Origin of the sequence: Caminicella sporogenes DSM 14501, assembly GCF_900142285.1 — a bacterium.
GTDB classification, from domain to species: Bacteria; Bacillota; Clostridia; order Peptostreptococcales; family Caminicellaceae; genus Caminicella; species Caminicella sporogenes.
Genome location: NZ_FRAJ01000014.1, coordinates 42,017 through 60,114 on the forward strand (window position 1 = coordinate 42,017; position 18,098 = coordinate 60,114).

Consider the following 18,098-nt stretch of genomic DNA (forward strand, 5'->3'; position numbering starts at 1 on the left):
GGTTCTTTCTTCCCACTCTGTGCAGATGAATTTTATTTTATTAAGGTCTCTTTTCCCTTTGATTTTCCTATTAATCCATCAGTATTGGATTGAATTAAAGTCCAGTAGGGTTCTAGCTTTTCTATTAAATCTAAAAGCAGTAGCTGTCCACCTACGCAGACATTGTTGGCCTGTCTTGGGTCATAGAGGTTATTGTATTTATATTTCATAGCCCCGTAGGTACTGTTAAGAACGATTTTAAAGGGAAGCTGCATGGGATTCTTTTCAGCTTTGAGTCTAAGCCGCTGTTCATAAATTTTCTTGTATAAACTTATGTCTTCTACGTTTCTAGATAAAAAATCATACTCAAGCATTAGGGATGGATAAAAGGAAGCTACATCAACATTTACAAGAATACCTTCATCCTGATACTTGTCCCTTGCTCCGTGGAGTCCTCCCCATGCAAATACATGGGGCACTCCACTTATAGCTATTTCTAGGGATTTTTCATAACTATGATTATTTGGATCCTTGTACCACTCTACTACATGTTTATATTTTTCTATTTTTAAAGTATTTGGCAGAATTAAATCAAATTCGTCATTACGAGTTAATTTTCTTGCCTTTAAGATAACTGCTGCAAGTTGTGCTTTCGTTTTACTTATATATTTTAGTGGTAGATTAAAGGCTTTCAGTAGGGCTACATGGGAGTCAAATTCTTCTTTTCTATGAAGAAAAATCTCCATAGTCTGCTCTACGTCATATGTGCAGTAGCTAACTACTTCTTGTATTTCTTCTTTTGTTAATTTTCTATCTATATCAAAACTTACTGTGGTTTCTCTGATATCATTTCCCATAAATCCTTCAAGCTCTTTTAAGCTGTTATGAGTTGTCATTACATCATATTGATAGAGTTTTATCTTTTGAAATAAAGAGCTGTACTGCCATCCTGGTTTCTTTTCTGATATAATAAATTTGGAGATTTTATGGGGATTAAAACCTAAAAGGATGCCTTTAAGAATATACTGGTCATAATGACGGCTGTTGTAGCCTATCCAGATATGTTCTTTATGTTTTTCATAAAACGATGCTAATTTGTTAGCATCATTTATAACCACATGTTTTTGATGATTTGTAGGGTCTATTATGACGAGAAGCCAATCGTGGGGAAAGACTTCTGCGTCATAAAATAAAATCATCTCTACTCAACCTCGAATACTTCAACTATTTTAAAGGTCTTAAATCCTTTTTTGGTTTCCCCATACTCCACTGCATACTCATAGGTTTCATCGATAGCTTCATGGATATTAAGGAGCATATTATGGTACTGGGTGAAACTTTCAAATTCTACTTCAATACAAGACTCTAAAGACCTTAAAAATTCATTTGCCATATGAAGTCCATAGGGCGTATGGATAACTTGATTCATAAACAGCATAGAGTTTTTATATTCTCCTTCTAAAATCCTCATCCAGCAACTAACCATAGGTTTACCTGTTTTTGATTCTACAAGCTCTAACTTTTCAATTTTTACTTCATAAGTACCAAAGGGTACTTCTTTGTACTCAGCACTGTTACTACTGATATTTTTAAGGTCCTCTTTTAGTCCTTTCACATCAAACTCTTTGTCGAATTTTGCAAATACATTATTACTCATGACAATTTCCTCCTTTTAATTTAAAATTTTTATTTTCTAGAGCGTCTGCTCTTTTTTGCTGGTTTTTCAGGTTTTACTTCAGGTGTTTCAGTAGCTGTTTCTTCTGTTTCTGTTTTATCTGGTGTTTCTACTTTTGAATAGGTTTTTATTCCTTCCTGGGCTGCTTTTAAAGCTTTAATAAACTCTTCTTTATCTAACCTTACTCTAGATTCTTTAAACTCAAATCTGCCGCCACCGAATATATTTTCTTTCTTTTCAAGCTGAAGATATCTGTCCTTACCATCTATATAAGCTCTTACAGTTAAATCTACTGTTCCTGCCAGTACATTTGCTACTTTGTCATTAATGTTAGGTTTTATTGTGGTAATTTTATTACCGTTTTTAAGAGTTATCTCAGAGTTTAGTTCTTTTGAAATATAGATAATTTGATATCCTAAGCTTTTAAGTCTTTTCATGGCTGATAAAAATTCGGTTCTTACCATATCCCAGCCTTTACCAAAGCCTGCATCCTGTTCGTGGTCTATTCCTAATTTTTTATAAATATACAACCTACAGTGTTCATATAAATCCTCAACTAAATCAATACATACTCTTTTGAATGTATTATCTTTCTTTTCAAGCTCTGCCACAGCATCTAGAAACACTTCCCAAGCCATCTTTACTTTTTTAAGTCTTCCTTCATAGGTCACTTCATCCGCAATTTTCACAACTGGAGATGTTGTATTATCTGTGTTTCCATCGGTATTTAGAAACAGTAGGTCATCAAACTTATCAACAAAGGTTGATTTTCCAACATAACTGTCGGCATATAGCCACATATCAGGGTTTACATCAATTTTCTTTTCTCGCCTTTCATTTTTAGGTAGTAGCATGTAATCAATCTCCTCCTCACAGTATTTTTGAAATTCACACCATGAGCATAATCTACTCGGCGCTTTTTCATAGTTTTTTTCACTTTCAATATCAGAACAGCTATTAAAGAACTCCTCAACCTTCTGGTGGTCATAGTCTACTTCTATAACCTTTACTTCCATACCAGATAGAGTTTCTTTAAGTCTCTTTCTAAACTGATACAAATCTTCTGTTTTCTTCTGCCTGATATAGGTTTTAGGGATAAAAATATAACCTAGCCTTTTTACTTTAAATCCTAATTTTTCTAAAAAGTATTTATATAGATGTAATTGCTTTGACTGAAGGTAGTGGTCGATGTTGTTACTGTATTTAAAATCATAGATGTCTACTGTGCTGTTCTTATTATAGATAGTTAAATCCACAAATCCTTTAAATTCAGGAAAATCTATCTCGTATTCAAAGATGACTGGTTTATCTCGAGTTAAATCATTAATTACCTCTAACGCTTTTTCTACAAGGATTGTTAGTTTAATCATTTCATTAATGTGTTTATCGTTTATAACTGGATATTGGTCATAATAATATTTCTCCATGTCATTAATGCCCTTTTCCAGTCCCAGATGCATAGCACTTCCAACAATCAGTGGAGTATCTGCACTAGGAGGAATAATAGTGGTTAATCCTTTGATGTATCTAAGATAGAACTGAAACTTGCATTTTTCAAAGCACTCCATCCGGCTGAAGCTAAACTGCATGAATTCACCTCCTTTATGAGTTTTTTAAATTTCTTAAATCCTTCTGGATATAAAATCACTCCTATACCACCAGCAGCATTAATATTTCTAATATTCATCTTCTGTATCTCTGTAGGTTTTCCATTATCTCCTTTAAGTTCAATAGCAATAAATACTCCATTAATGCAGCAGATTAAATCGGGTATACCTGCTCTTTGATATCCTCCTCCAAATACTTTGAAAAACCAGGTGTTGGGTTGGGATTTTAAGAACTTTATTACTTTTCCTTGAAACTGTTTCTCTGTCATATGTCCACCTTCTCGAATAAATCTAGTGTGAAGTCCCTTCTTTCCTTAAGTACCTTTAGGATTTTCTCTTCCACACTTTTTTCTGTTATAAGGTAGTAGTAAAAACATGTCCTGCTTTGGCCTATGCGGTGTATCCTTTTCTTTGACTGCATCCATAATTCACTGGATAAAGGTAAGCTGTAGTAAATAGTTTTATTAGCTCTTTGAAGGTTCACACCTGAAGCTCCTGCTTGGTATTGAACTAGTGTTACTGTATTGAATTTAGTTTTATAATTTTCTAAATTGCTGCCTTCTCCATTGATATGGGATACAGGCTTTTCTAATTTTTCACAGATGCCTTTAATAATTTCAAATTCTTTTTTAAAGTTGTAGAATACTACCACTCTATCTTCTGTAGATATAAGTAAATCCTTAAGTGCCTGTTGTTTGTGTGGATTATATATGGATGATAGTTGTCTTAGATATAATAATTTCGTTAAAGAGGTATCCCCTACTAAAGTTTCATCATTTATGGTAATAACTCTATCTTTTTTAAACTTCCTGTACTCCTTGGTGTTTTTCACTGTTACCATATTTTCAATCTGTTCTGGCAGGTCAAAGACTTCTTCACTTTTCATAAATACTGCTCCGTGTTTTTTCAATTTCTCTTTTAACCTATCTACATTTTTATATCCCTTCACAACTGTAATCTGAAATCCACCCATATCAAGTTTTTCTGTAATAGTATAGTGTTTATAAAATAGCTTTTTGCTTATATTCCAACCTAAGAGTTTTAACTGGGACCATAATTCCTCATACTTTCCACCAGTAGGTGTTCCAGATAGTAAAATTACATTAGTTGGATTTAAACCTAAAATAAATTTAGCCCTATTTGATGTCTCATTTTTTATATATTGGGACTCATCCAGCAGTAATGTAAAATCTTTTAATTTCTGTAATTGTTCCCTTCGCCATACTGGGTCGTAGTTGATTATAATAACGCTGTGCTTCGGAATGCTTTCTATGGATTGATTCTTGAAAATTATTACTTCATAGTCATAGTAAGTTCTAAAATGCTCAGCCCAGTCTTTGATTTTGGACTTTTGGCAAACTACTAAATTGTATGGAGCATTTAACTGTTTCATTTTCTCTGAGCCTACAAAAGTCTTCCCAAGCCCAAGGTCTAGATAATATGCTACTCTGTTTATTTTTTCAGTTTCTTTTAGGACTTGTCTTTGATGTGGGTATAGAATTATTTTTATCACCTGCTTTCTTTTGTTTTTATATTTTCATTTAGAATAAGATTCTCTAGCCTTTCTTCTGGAAATACTCTAAGTAGACCAGAAATTACTTTTCTGCCTGCACCACGTCTACCGGATAAAACATTACTAAGAGTTCCCTTAGAAATATTCATCCTTCTTGCAAGTTCATTTTGGGTCCAGCCATTTGCCTGTAACTTTTTTTGAATTATTTCTTGATTAATTTGCATTACCTTCCCACCATCCAATACCTAGTCATCAAATAAATTGCTTCACCCCCTAAATTCTTTTATTTATTTCTTCACTTATTGCTTATATATCAACCTTATATCCATATTCCTGCATTATGGAATCAATAAATTCAAGGGATTCAGGTAGCCATACATTGGTTTTAATCTTCATTCCGTTTTTCAAAGTATCTGTAATAACTTGACAGTATCTTGTATGGCTATACTTAGCTGTCATAACGTAATATGAATTGCGACCATAGAAATTGTTGTCAACCTTTTTAATAACTCCTGCATCTTGCATTATTCTGTTAAACTCCTTTGCAGTTATTCCATAATACATTCCAATATCAGATGCTCTAAGCATTTCATTTAAACGCTGAAGATTTCTAAATAGTTGTAGTTTCTTATCCTGTTCTTCTACTTTTTCTGTAAGCTCTTGTATCTTTTTTCTTTCTTCTTTTAGTGCCTGAAGTGTTTTTATCATAGTATCAGGATTATTTAGCATTTCTTCTATTACCTTATCTGCTGCATAAATTCCGTGTTTTCTTATTGAAGGCAATACTTCATCAAATATCCACTTTTCAAAGCGTTCAGCTTTTTCTTTCACTTCTTTATTTTTGCTTTGAGATGAAGCTCCAACAATTAAGCGATATAGATCTCCTTCTGGAATAAAATTCATTTCTATTTTTTTATTTATATTTTGTGGATGTGGTACCTCCCTTTTTGTTAGGTACCTACAGTGATTTATAACAGCTTTATGTGGATTACTATATCCAAGCATTCTAGCACACTCAGTTGCTGGAAAATACTCTTTATCTTCAATAACTAAAATATTCAATTCGCCAAACTCAGTATTTTTAAATATTTTTAATTGGTTCATAAATTTTTCCTCCTTCTATAATCTTTTTACTTCATTATAAATAGCTTCATAATCTTCTGGTTTAACTTCTATAAGCTTATCTGCACCATATTTCTTTAATAGTGCTTTAATTGCTGTTATCTTGCCTTTTTTCATTTTTTCAGACAGTATAAAACTTATATCTTGGATACTTATCTTATCTGTTTTAATTTGACTCTTGGCACGATATACAGCTGCTAGCTTTTCTAGTTCTTCTGCTAATGCAAGATGTATGTCATTCATAATCTGCACCTCCTCTCCTATTAGTAATTCAGAGCAAAGTCCTTGAGGATGCTGTTCATCACATTAAGGTCATTACCAGACAGGTTCGTCCTAAGTCTTTCCAGTAATTCTTGTTGTTCAGGCTTTAGGTACTTCCTGTTAAGATAATAATCATCTGCTACTTTCACTCCACCGCCATAACGACCTCGAATTGTTTCTATGGGGTAAGAAAGCGATAGGATATCAATATCATTTTTAATAGTTCTGATACTAACACCAAACTCAAAGGCTAAGTTAGACATAGTATCTTGTCGCCTTCTGCATAAAACTTCTATAATTTCCATTCGCCTTTCATTTGGCCCCATCGCTTTCTCACCCCCTTTCCTTTGCTCTGTGATTTAAGAATAAAAGTTAAATAGGAAGGTTTATTTCTTATTTAGAAAATTTTTTAATAAATTTTTGAAAAAATATTTCATCTGTTGAATTAATGAAGTACCACTACCTTTGCTTCTACTAATAGCTTATAAGATTAAATAGGTGCTGTGGCGGACACCTCATGTCCGGTTTTACAGCATAAAAACAATGGTTTCTTAAAATTACAAATAAAAAAGAGCCAAATATAAACCCCGCAGTTTGGATTAATATTTAGCTCTTTAAGATATTTAAAAAACGGACATCTCGTGTCCGCTTTTTGAAAAAAATTTTTTATTTTTTATAATGGTGCAGCACCATATTGATGTAAAAATGTTCTGATTTCATCCATCGTATGTCCATAAAGATGTGTTAAAGCAAAATTATACCATTGGTGATTTTGGTTGGCTAAATTTAGTGAAAACGGTGATTTGTCAATAATATGTCTGCTGATTTCAGGCGGCAGATGCAGTCCTAAGCAAATTAAAATTATGGAATTTAGTGACCCTGTTTCTTCTCCATTAACGATTCGTCTTATAGTACGTTCACTAAGCATTGTCCTCTCTGCCAATTCTTTGAATGTTACGTTTTTCCATTTACGTACTATTTTTAGAGAATCGGTATAGCTGTTTGGCAGTTTATTATATATACGAGCATTTTCTGCCAATACATCAGCAAGCAGTTTTGCTTTCTTTTCCTGAGTGGAATACTCATAACCTCCGCTATATTTTATATCAAAACTAATTATTGAGCTTTTATCCCTGTTTAAGAAACATTCACTATAGTATTTTTCTCTACATCCAGACCTAACCGACAATTCGAAAATCAGACAACACTCTTCCATATGAGTTCGTGCATAATCTGTAAGTATAGTATTTCCAAATATATCCTGTGTTAAATATTTGGGATGGTTTAAAACAAAGTGTGAATCAACATATAAATAACTGCCGTCTCTTACTAGAGAACTCATTTCCGGATTGGCTAAACTTTGGATTGCAGCATCTGTTGCACTAATAGAAAAAGTTTGATTTCTTTGTAGAATTCCCTTTTTAAATCTATGTGGTTTTACATATCGACCATCAATGTATGTGAAAGTTCCAATAGCTTCCTCATATCCCACATCAATCATACGAATTTTAGCTGCAGTGCGGGATACACCAAAAAATGTCGCTAATGAATCAATTACCGGCTCCATTACATCTATAAGTTCATCGGTACCTATCTCTTTTTTATATTGCTTAATAAATTCAAAAGCTTTTTTCTTAAATGTTGAAATTGGCATTTGAATCCTTGGAGCAAGTGCATTTGCCTGCCATTCCATCCAGTCAGTCGCATCTTTATTATTATCTTTTATGCCACCTATTACCTGGCACTTAATTCGTGTGGCACTGCTGTTATATAATCTTTCCAATTCAAATGCTTTTCTATGTAAATCCCAATGAACACACTCATGCACAATGGTGTTATTAACTGATCCTAGATTATAAAGAAAATATGCTTTTGGATCCACGAATATAGTTTTGGCATCTACATGGGTTTGTACCATTTTATCACTGACTTTATCGTAAAATTCTGCTTCGCAATCGTGAAAGAATATCTGCCCAAACACACATAAATCCTTTGTAATCTCTCTCATTTCAACTCTAAGACCCATTTTTTCTGCCAATACTTGTGGTTCAACTGCCATAGGGGTTTTTAATGCTTCTGGGTAATATCTGCGCAGAAAATCTGTAGCGACAGATTCTAATTGTTCCTTACTAATAATAGGAACAAGAGAATCCGACATAGGTTTTGGCTGCTTATTTTTACCGATATACTCAGTTACACTGGAGATTATAAAATCATCCAAATTGCTGTCCAAATCTCCTAAGCATTTCAGCATAAACCACTGACTACAATATTCAGTTTCATCATAGTGATAATCTGACTCACGAACTCCTAAATCAGCTTCTACAACGACATCAAATTCTATTTTCATACCCAGCAAGTCATTTACAGATACAAACTTTACTTCTATATCTGACAATTCTATGCCACCAATGTTTCGAACTTTATATAACCTCAAATTCAAATTATCATAGTTTTCTTCTATGTAATTTTTCACTGCATTAAATAATTCATTTTCAAATCTGTCTGCCACATAATCTTTAAATGAACGATTACCTGCCAATATAGTATCCCCCTTCTCAATAGGCAGTGGTACAATATTTCATTTTAGTTTGCCTCTTTTAAATAAAACTCTGAACAAAGTAATTATTCCTGTCAAAAAAATAAATATTTAATAATTTTTAAATATTCTTTATTTGCTTTTAGGTAAATTATACCATTCTTTGTCGATTTGTTAAATCAAAAACTGTAGATTAATTTCGTAGATTAGTCCACCACTGGAAAAATTTGTAACCTAATTTATTCTTTTGAATTTAAATATATTATAAATATAGCTTATAATAATTTAGATGGAATTTTAAAAGTTAGTTATCCTAAAGTTATTAAGCTTTATAGATATAAAAGGATTTTAGAATGTCCCTTTTGTCACAGCACTGGGAATAAATTTAATTCTGATAAGTACAGCATTTGCGATACATATATTTTTAATTACTACAGCAGTTTAGAAAACTGTACTATGCAAACCCAGGAAATGCAAGGTTCTGTGAAATCTGCGGCAAACCTACATATTTTGGTATGGAAAAGCTTCTTTTAGATTGGAAAGAGGCAAAAGCAAAATCCGAAGAGAATACTTTTCCTGATTTTAATGAATTTGATGGAGATATCTTTGATGAAACAGCATCTGATGATGAAGATGAAGAAATTCCATTTTAATTAGAAAACCGTTATGGTTTAATAATTGGCCATAACGGTTTAATTTATACAAACATAGAATCTTCTTTGACTTTTTTATTATAATAACATTTTAAAGATAGAATTTAAAAATATCTCTTATGGCATAATTCTCAAGATAACTTTAGTTCAGATAAGTACGGTGAAAGTTACGAAAGATATAAATGAATTTAGTTTTGTTGCTGAAAGTGTTACGGTCATAGCCAACTTAACTGCTGGATATGACCTTTTTATTTTGCTTTATTAGTAAGTCAGGTCTCCCAATTCAAATTCTTCCTTATATTTTATTTCTCAATGGATGGAGTATAAACTTTTTGCACAAGGTCATCTGGACTTCCAATGGTTGCATAACTAGCTGCATATATGTATTTTATGTGCATTCTACTATTCAACTATATCTATAACACAAAAACCCTATATATTAATTTCACCAGTATATACTTCACCTTTTGTATTATAAGTTAAATTAAACACCATATCCGATAACCATTTTTTAAAAGATGGATTATCATTAAACTGCTTAAACAATTCCATATTATCAGCCATCATATTTATCATAGCTCGGTTTAATGCTCTTTCACTTTCTATTCTTGCGTTTTGCTTATCTGAATTCTTCATAGCATTTTGATAAGCTACATCTTTAGAAACTACAGCTGGAATACTAGCAATATGCCTTTTGACTTGATCTTCATCTTTCCAATCAATATTCCCCCACATATCATGGAATGATTCTAAAATATTACTAAGCAAATCCATTTCAGGTTCATTTATGCCGCCACCGCTTTTTGTTGGAACTGGACCAACAGAATACTCAGTTTGATCTTCCAAAATGATTGACATAGTTTGCTTAATTTCTGCTCTATAACTATCTAGATCTATTGCATCCAAAATTCCTTTTGACAAATCTTCTTCCACTGGTGAAGGCAATTTTGGTATCAATAGATTTAAAAACAATGCCAGTTTTTCCCATTCTGCATTGCCATAGGGTAAAATTGCGCCTAAAAAGCTATAAGTTCTTACAAATGCCTTTGCACTACTCTTAAAACTTACTTGTTCATCTTCTTCTAAATTTTCATAGATACCAACACAAGCATCAAGAATAGGATCTAGTCTATCTCGATCTGCACCACTTAGATATAGTTCCACCAATGTATTTACATGATAGTCTGTATATACCTGATGCTGTTCCATTTCTGTAACAAGGTCATATAATTTGTTAGGATCTGTTTCTTCTGAAAGAATAGTTGTTGTATAATAGGTTTCAAAAGCTTTTTTTATAGTATCCGTATCATTTGCAAAATCTAAAACAAAAGTATCTGTTTTCCCCGGATATGCTCTATTAAGCCTTGATAGGGTCTGCACTGCTTTAATACCTGATAGTACTTTATCTACATACATAGTATGTAATAATGGTTCATCATATCCTGTTTGGAATTTATTAGCTACAATCAAGAATCTATAAGGATCTTTCTTAAATTCAGTTTCAATTTGACTGCTTGGAAATCCATTAATACTTGCTTCAGTTAATACTTTGCCTTTATATTCCTTTTCACCAGAAAAAGCAACTATGGCTTTATATGGACTTTTTCTTTTTTCAAGGCACTTTGTTATTGCATAATAATAATCAATAGCTCTCTCAATACTACTAGTGACAACCATAGCACGAGCCTTCCCACCAATTTTGCCTTTTGCTATAACTTGTTCATGAAAATGGGTTACCATGATATCTGCCTTTTGTTCTATAGCATAAGAATTAGATTCCACATATTTTTTTAGCTTTTTTTGAGCTTTTTTCTTATCAAACATAGGGTCGTCTTCCACTATTTTAGCTATCTTATAATAGCTGCTAATAGGAGTATAGTATTTTAATACATCTAAAATAAAACCTTCTTCTATAGCTTGTTTCATAGTATAAATATGGAAAGGTTTGTACTGTACTTTATCCCCATTAGGTACTGGTATACCAAACATTTCAAGAGTCTTATTTTTAGGAGTGGCTGTAAATGCAAAATAGCTTGCATTTTTCAGCATCTTCCTACCTTCCATCATTTTGATAATTTTATCCTCTACTGTTTCCTCTTCATCATTGGTATACTCTCCAGATAAAGCCATGTTCATTTTTGCTGACATTCTACCACTTTGACTAGAATGAGCTTCATCTATGATAATTGCAAAATTTCTACCTTTATGTTCTGTACCAATTTCATCTAAAATATATGGAAACTTTTGAACAGTAGTTATAATTATTTTTTTACCTTCTTTAATAAGCTTTTTTAAATCCCCCGAGTTTTCTGCATGACCTACCGTACTTGATACCTGCATAAATTGCTTTATAGTATTTTTTATTTGTTTATCGAGATTAACCCTATCTGTTACTACAATAACAGAATCAAAAATATTTTTACCATCTTTTTCAAATCCCACCAGTTGATGAGCAGTCCAGGCAATAGAATTAGACTTGCCGCTTCCTGCACTGTGTTGTATAAGATACTTTTGTCCCACACCTTTTTCCTTTACATCAGCTAATAATGCTTTTACCACTGAAAGCTGGTGATAACGAGGGAAGATTTGTTTATATTTCTTTTTCTTTGTATACTCATCTTCTTCTGCCACTACTTGAGCATAATTTTCTATAATATTAGCAAGTTCATTTTTTGTTAAAATTTCTTTCCATAAATAGTCTGTCTTAATGCCATTTGGGTTAGGTGGGTTACCTGCTCCACCATTATATCCTTTGTTAAAAGGCAGAAACCAGGACTTCTTACCTTCTAATCTTGTACAAAATTTTACCTCATTATCATCTACTGCAAAATGAACCATACAACGTTTAAATTGAAATAACAGCTCCCTTGGATCTCTATCCAATTTATATTGTTGGACTGCATCCTCCACATTTTGTTTAGTAAGTCTATTTTTAAGCTCACAAGTAATTATAGGTAAACCATTGATAAAAATAGCAAGGTCGATAGCTAATTGAGTATTATTTTTTGAATACATAAGCTGTCTTGTAACACTAAAAATGTTCTTTTCAAACATTTCCTTTGCTTTTATATTTTTTTCACTTGGAGTCATGTAAAACATAATAAGATTAACAGGATAAAAACTTATACCCTTTCTTAATACATCTATAATCCCACGCTTTGCTATTTCCCCTTGAAGTCTGTTTAAAAATTGCTCTTTTTTATGCTGACTATTTAATATACCTATTTTTTCTACTTCATCTGGCTGGGTTTCCTGCAAAAATCTAAAAAGACGGGTTTCATCCACTGCATAATCTCTATTGTAATCTTCATTTGTCCCCTGCTCAAAACCATTTTTATTAACCAAATAATTTACTATTAAAGCTTCCAAACCTGATTCTTTAGTATTAGTTGGCATAGCCTATTCCTCCTCCCCCATTTCAATATTTTCTTCTAATAGTTCTGGTTCCTCTAAGTCTTCAAAATCTTCCTCTGATTCCTCAATAAAATCTTCAACTTCAATACCTCGCACATCTACTTTACCTGTCACTACATTGGAAATTAAGCTAGTTCGGTATTCGGTGATAATGTCTATTTGTTTTTTTATTGATTCTATGGCTTTGTCAATGGTTCGTGTTTTTGCTTCTATATAAGTTACTATTTCTTGTTGTTCATTTAATGATGGCAATCCAATCTTTATATTACCAATAAAATCCCACTCTGCTCGTGGCATTTTTGCACCATAAGTCGACATTGAAATTAATTCAATAATACTATTTGAACGTAAAAGATATTCAACAAACTTATTATATAAATCACCTGATAATGTTTCCAAAACCAAAAATTCTCCTGAACAAACTCCTTTTTTAGATGGTATGGTAACTTTAGCCAAGTATGGTCTAAGCTTTCCAAATAAAATATTACCATCATTGTATTTTTTAGCCGTACTATCAAAAACAGTTTCAGTGGAAGCATTTATTATTCTACCACTCCAGCTCTCCACATTTTCAAGACCAATATAAATATCATCTTCATCTTTTTGAGTTGTTGTAATAGCTGTATTTTTAACAATTGTTTTTATTCTTCTAACTTCCCACCCCTCAGGAATATCCCCAAGCCATTCAATACCGGATGGTTTTATTTTCACATTAGGGTCTAATCCCTTTGTAACTGCTTGATTAATAATTGCTTGTTTTAGCTCTTTTAGGAGTTTAACTTGCTTTTTCTTTGCCCTGAAGAACTTATTTATTTTTGAGAGCTTGCTGTCAAGGTAACGGACAATTTGGTCCTGTTCTTCTTTGGGTGGTACCACTATACGTAAATTTAACAAATCTTTCCCGCTTAAAGTAGACCTCACACCTTCACCCAATTTATTGTATACACCCCTAAGATACAAATCGTAATATTGATAATAAAAATATTTATTATTACATCCTACATAACTTTGTAATCTAATATAGGCAGGACTCATAATACCCCTTTGATTTACAAACCCTACACGACTTGTTTTATAATTTTCTAAATCAATCAATTTAAATACTAAATCGCCTTTTTCAAAAATTTGATAAGTTGCATAGTCTTTCGGTACAAGACCTATAGGGTTATTTTCACTGTTTTTAACTACACCCTTTAAAGTTAAAGATAATATATTACTACATTGATATTTTGAGTTTATTTCTTTCTTGTACTTAAATATCTCCTTCCCTCTTTTCACTTCCCAATGTAAGGGTGTTTTTTCATTCCACACAATATTTGTCTGTTTATATTCCTCATAAGGTTTTAAGCCGTTCTCCATTCACCCTAACCCCCTATGATTTCTTGTAGTAAGCCTTCAGTTTCAGCTTCTAGTGCTTTTAAATCTGCTACGATCTCATCTATACTTCGAAGTTGTACTGGTTTATAGAAGTATTTTGTAAAGCTGATTTCATAACCAATTTGTGTTTTACTATTATCTATCCATGCATCAGGGGCATAGGGTAATACCTCATTTTCAAAGAATTTCTTAATACCACCATCATAAGTAAGTGGAACTTGTTCTGTATCTGTTAACTCTTTATCTACTTCAAACTCTACAATATCATTTCCTAATTTAAACTTACCATTTAATGCATCTTCTTTCTCTTTTTTTAAGACCTTATTTACTACCCTTTCAGCCTTTTCATCTCTAGTTGTAAAGAATTTTCTTATAAGTTTTATTCTTTTAACTGGTAGTTTCTCGCCTTTTCTCTTTGCTATGTCTTTCAAAAGCTCTTCAAACTCATTATAGTTATAGTAAACCTCTTTCTTTGTTTCGATGTATAAGTCCTTTACTAAGCTGTAAGCTGTTATGTCTTTTGCCTCTTCTGCAGCTTGTTTAAATGATTCTAGCTTCTCGTTGTTAATTTCTACTTTTAGTCTTAATGGCCTTTCAACAGTGATTTTCCAATATCCAAATTCTTCATTATTAAATATTTTACTGTACTCATTTTCCTCGAACCTTAGATAAATATCCATAATCTGCTGCCTAATTTCCTTTGTTAGTTCACAGTTTTTATTGCCTAAATTTTTCCTTAAAGGTGATTTTAGGTTTGTGGCATCTATAAGCTGAACTTTACCTTTTCTTCTTTCTTCTTTACGATTGGTTACTACCCATATATAAGTTGCAATGCCTGTGTTATAAAACATATTATCTGGTAATGCTATGATAGCTTCAAGATAGTCATTCTCAATTATGTATCTTCTTAAATTGCTTTCCCCTTGTCCTGCATCTCCAGTAAACAAAGATGACCCATTATGTACCTCTGCTATTCTACTGCCCAATTCTGTGCCATGTTTCATTTTAGCCACATTATTGGCTAAAAATAACATTTGACCATCACTTACCCTTGGAATCATTTTAAACTCAGGATCACCTTTAAAATTCACAACAAATCTAGGATCTGTAATGTTATTCTTACCTCCTAATCTTTCTGCGTCTGTTTTCCATGACTTACCGTAAGGTGGATTTGATAGCATAAAGTCAAATTCCATAGCGGCATTAGCATCATTGGATAGTGTTGAACCATAATAAATATTGTCCGCTTCTTTGCCATCACCTTTTAATAACATGTCTGCTTTTGCAATAGCATAGGTTTCTGGGTTTATTTCCTGTCCATAAAGATGTATTGATATTTGTTTGTTGTGTTCCTTTGCAAGCTCGGAAAGTCTTTCTTCTGCAATGGTAAGCATTCCACCTGTACCGCAGGCACCATCATAACAAAGATAAGTTCCATCCTTTATCTTGTCTTTTATAGGCATGAAGATAACATCTGCCATAAGCTCCACAACATCCCTTGGTGTAAAGTGTTCTCCTGCTTCTTCGTTGTTTTCTTCATTAAATTTACGTATCAATTCTTCAAAGATTAATCCCATGGTATGGTTGTCAAGACCTGGTAGTTTTACTTCTCCTTTATCATCTAGTACAGGATTAGGACTTAAATTAATAGTTGGTGATACAAACTTTTCTATTACTGCACCAAGTATGTCTGCCTCTATCATAGTATCTATTTGATTTCTAAACTTAAATTTCTCAAGGATTTCTTGTACATTAGGTGAAAACCCATCTAAATATGCTATAAAGTCAGCTTTTAGCTGTTGGCTTTTAGCTCTTGACTTTAAATCTTTTAGTATGAATGGTGAAGTATTATAAAAAGCTTGCCCTGCTGCACTGCATAAAGCTTCTGTTTGATTTAAAACACCCGCCTCATCTAACATTTTTTTCATTTGAAGCACTTGTTCCTTGGTTTCTTCTAATACTGCGTCAAGCCTTCTAATTACCGTCATCGGTAAAATAACATCTCTATATTTTCCTCTGACGTATACATCTCTTAAACAATCATCTGCAATACTCCATATAAAGCTTACAATTTGATTATATGTTCCATTATCCATTATTAGTCCTCCCTATACATATCATGTCTTTTTAAGCGTTTATCTTCCGGTTTCTTAGCGTCTATTGGTATAGCCCATGCCCAGCCAATACGGATAGCATTCTTTATTCTTCCTTGTCCGCATAAAACTTGAACTCTTCGTTGAGAAATACCCCACTTTTGAGCTGCTTCTTTTGCAGTCATATATTCCATTTTTATCCCCTCGCTTAAGGTATTCTAGTCATAATTATATGCGAAGAAACGAACAAAAGCAACAGGATTAAATTATGCTCATATTTTTACTTCTATTTGATGCTATACTTATAGTAGAAATTTTTTAACTATTAGTGTTTTTTAACCAATTCATAGAAATATATCAAAACACAAAATACCCTACAAACAAATGTAGGGTACTGTTTTCTATCCTCGTTCAAGGGAATATATACATTTTTTGTAAAACCTCTGTTCTCATTGATATTTCAACATTTATAAGCTGTGTTTTCTTTTAATCAATACTACTGACTCCACATGAGCCGTATGCGGAAACATGTCTACTGGCTGTATTTCTAATGTTTTATATCCTAATTCATCTAATATTTTTAAATCTCTTGCAAGTGTACTTGGCTTACATGAAACATACACTATTTTCTTTGGAGCCATATTTGCTATAGTTTCAAGTACTATTTTTTCACACCCTTTACGAGGTGGGTCTACCACTACCACATCAGCTTTTAATCCTTTATTATAAATCTCTGGCACCACCTTTTCTGCTTTACCCACAAAGAATTCAACATTCTTTACATTGTTTAACTTTGCATTTCTTCTAGCATCTTCTATCGCTGATTCAACCACTTCTATTCCATATACTTTTTTAGCCCTTCTTGATAAAAATAACGATATAGTTCCTATACCACAGTATATATCAAATACTACTTCATTTCCTGTAAGATTTGCATATTCTAAAGCTTTATTATAAAGCTTTACGGTTTGAATAGAATTCACTTGAAAAAAAGACAAAGGAGATATTTCAAATTTTAAGTCTTCTATGTAGTCCATAATTTTATCTTCTCCATACAAAGTAATACATTTACTACCAAGTATTACATTCGTTCTCCTTTTATTTATGTTTTGAATTATACTTTTCGTTTGAGGTATTTCTTTCAAAATCTCTTTTATCATTTCATCTTTATATGGCAAATTATCTCCATTAGTTATTACCACAATCATTAAATCTCCCGTAGCAAATGATACTCTCGTAAGTACATGCCTAAGCAGTCCCTTTCCTGTCTTTTCATCATATATATCAATCTTTTTTTCGTTTATAAATCTCTTAAATACTTTTATTACTTTGTCATTTACTTCATGCTGTATTAAACAGCTATCAGTATCAACTACTTCATGTGTTCCCTTTTTATAAAATCCAATAATAGCTTTTCCATCTTTCATCCCCAGTGGAAACTGCGCTTTATTTCTATATCTGTAAGGCTTATTCATTCCAATAACATCATGAATTTTTACATCTTTTAACTTTCCAATCCTCTCTACAACAGATTTAACTTTTTTTCTTTTTAAAGCTAACTGATAATCATAATCTATATGTTGTATTTGGCATCCTCCGCACTTATCTGCTATCAAGCAGTTTTCTTTTATTCTATATGGTGATTTTTCAATAAAATCAACAATTTCACCTATTGCATAATTTTTCTTAAGTTTAATTATCTTAACATATACCTTGTCTTTTGGAACCCCTCTATCAACAAATACAGTAAATCCATCTACTCTTCCTATTCCTTCTCCACTATCGCCTAAATCCTCAATTTCAATTAAATATATACTACCTTCTTTTACAGGTATACTAACCATAACTATCTCCTCTTTCCAATA

At 32.3% G+C, this 18,098-nt stretch carries 16 protein-coding genes; 1 reads left to right on the top strand and 15 read right to left on the bottom strand.

Translation table 11 applies throughout. The features are described 5' to 3' along the window. Positions 1 to 32: 32 nt before the first annotated feature. The 10 genes from BUA90_RS08750 to BUA90_RS08795 form a co-directional block, all read right to left on the bottom strand. Positions 33 to 1,178 carry a hypothetical protein gene (locus tag BUA90_RS08750; RefSeq protein WP_242945074.1) on the bottom strand — a complete coding sequence of 382 codons (1,146 nt, stop codon included), beginning with the start codon at positions 1,176 to 1,178 and terminating at the stop codon, positions 33 to 35. Positions 1,179 to 1,180: 2 nt separating this feature from the next. Next, positions 1,181 to 1,636 (bottom strand): DUF669 domain-containing protein, encoded by a 456-nt coding sequence (locus tag BUA90_RS08755; RefSeq protein ID WP_072967729.1) that lies wholly within the window; start codon positions 1,634 to 1,636, stop codon positions 1,181 to 1,183. A 29-nt stretch (positions 1,637 to 1,665) separates the two neighbouring features. Further along, positions 1,666 to 3,243 (bottom strand): AAA family ATPase, encoded by a 1,578-nt coding sequence (locus tag BUA90_RS08760; protein WP_072967731.1) that lies wholly within the window; start codon positions 3,241 to 3,243, stop codon positions 1,666 to 1,668. Continuing rightward, positions 3,165 to 3,530 carry a VRR-NUC domain-containing protein gene (locus BUA90_RS08765; protein WP_072967733.1) on the bottom strand — a complete coding sequence of 122 codons (366 nt, stop codon included), beginning with the start codon at positions 3,528 to 3,530 and terminating at the stop codon, positions 3,165 to 3,167. The genes BUA90_RS08760 and BUA90_RS08765 overlap by 79 nt, the downstream gene beginning before the upstream one ends. Further along, the gene (locus tag BUA90_RS08770; RefSeq protein WP_330390714.1) at positions 3,527 to 4,774 is read right to left on the bottom strand and encodes a DEAD/DEAH box helicase; all 1,248 of its coding nucleotides are present in this window, start codon (positions 4,772 to 4,774) and stop codon (positions 3,527 to 3,529) included. The genes BUA90_RS08765 and BUA90_RS08770 overlap by 4 nt, the downstream gene beginning before the upstream one ends. Then, entirely contained in the window at positions 4,771 to 4,998 is a 228-nt protein-coding gene (locus BUA90_RS08775) for a helix-turn-helix domain-containing protein (protein ID WP_072967735.1), read from the bottom strand. Before BUA90_RS08775 ends, BUA90_RS08770 begins: the two co-directional genes overlap by 4 nt. An 82-nt stretch (positions 4,999 to 5,080) precedes the next feature. Then, the gene (locus BUA90_RS08780) at positions 5,081 to 5,878 is read right to left on the bottom strand and encodes a BRO-N domain-containing protein (RefSeq protein ID WP_072967737.1); all 798 of its coding nucleotides are present in this window, start codon (positions 5,876 to 5,878) and stop codon (positions 5,081 to 5,083) included. Between the two features lie 15 nt (positions 5,879 to 5,893). Continuing rightward, positions 5,894 to 6,139 carry a hypothetical protein gene (locus BUA90_RS08785; RefSeq protein ID WP_072967739.1) on the bottom strand — a complete coding sequence of 82 codons (246 nt, stop codon included), beginning with the start codon at positions 6,137 to 6,139 and terminating at the stop codon, positions 5,894 to 5,896. Between the two features lie 20 nt (positions 6,140 to 6,159). Then, positions 6,160 to 6,483 carry an HTH domain-containing protein gene (locus BUA90_RS08790; RefSeq protein ID WP_072967741.1) on the bottom strand — a complete coding sequence of 108 codons (324 nt, stop codon included), beginning with the start codon at positions 6,481 to 6,483 and terminating at the stop codon, positions 6,160 to 6,162. Between the two features lie 347 nt (positions 6,484 to 6,830). After that, on the bottom strand, positions 6,831 to 8,699 hold the full coding sequence (locus BUA90_RS08795; RefSeq protein ID WP_072967742.1) for a helix-turn-helix domain-containing protein: 1,869 nt from the start codon (positions 8,697 to 8,699) through the stop codon (positions 6,831 to 6,833). A gap of 512 nt (positions 8,700 to 9,211) precedes the next feature. On the opposite strand from BUA90_RS08795, the gene BUA90_RS12405 reads away from it, so the two are divergent. Further along, complete coding sequence (locus BUA90_RS12405) at positions 9,212 to 9,349, top strand: hypothetical protein (RefSeq protein WP_159430016.1); 138 nt, start codon at positions 9,212 to 9,214, stop codon at positions 9,347 to 9,349. A gap of 432 nt (positions 9,350 to 9,781) precedes the next feature. Here BUA90_RS12405 and BUA90_RS08800 read toward each other — a convergent pair whose 3' ends face one another. The 5 genes from BUA90_RS08800 to rlmD form a co-directional block, all read right to left on the bottom strand. After that, on the bottom strand, positions 9,782 to 12,745 hold the full coding sequence (locus BUA90_RS08800; protein WP_072967744.1) for a type I restriction endonuclease subunit R: 2,964 nt from the start codon (positions 12,743 to 12,745) through the stop codon (positions 9,782 to 9,784). Between the two features lie 3 nt (positions 12,746 to 12,748). Further along, positions 12,749 to 14,122: a restriction endonuclease subunit S gene (locus BUA90_RS08805; protein ID WP_072967746.1), complete on the bottom strand. Its 1,374-nt coding sequence runs from the start codon at positions 14,120 to 14,122 to the stop codon at positions 12,749 to 12,751. A gap of 5 nt (positions 14,123 to 14,127) precedes the next feature. Beyond that, a complete protein-coding gene (locus tag BUA90_RS08810; RefSeq protein ID WP_072967748.1) occupies positions 14,128 to 16,236 on the bottom strand; it encodes a type I restriction-modification system subunit M in 2,109 nt (702 codons plus the stop codon). 2 nt (positions 16,237 to 16,238) lie between these two features. After that, positions 16,239 to 16,427: a MerR family transcriptional regulator gene (locus tag BUA90_RS08815; protein WP_072967750.1), complete on the bottom strand. Its 189-nt coding sequence runs from the start codon at positions 16,425 to 16,427 to the stop codon at positions 16,239 to 16,241. A 273-nt stretch (positions 16,428 to 16,700) separates the two neighbouring features. Then, positions 16,701 to 18,077, bottom strand: coding sequence for a 23S rRNA (uracil(1939)-C(5))-methyltransferase RlmD (gene rlmD, locus BUA90_RS08820; RefSeq protein ID WP_072967761.1), 1,377 nt, complete (start codon positions 18,075 to 18,077; stop codon positions 16,701 to 16,703). Between the last annotated feature and the right edge of the window lie 21 nt (positions 18,078 to 18,098).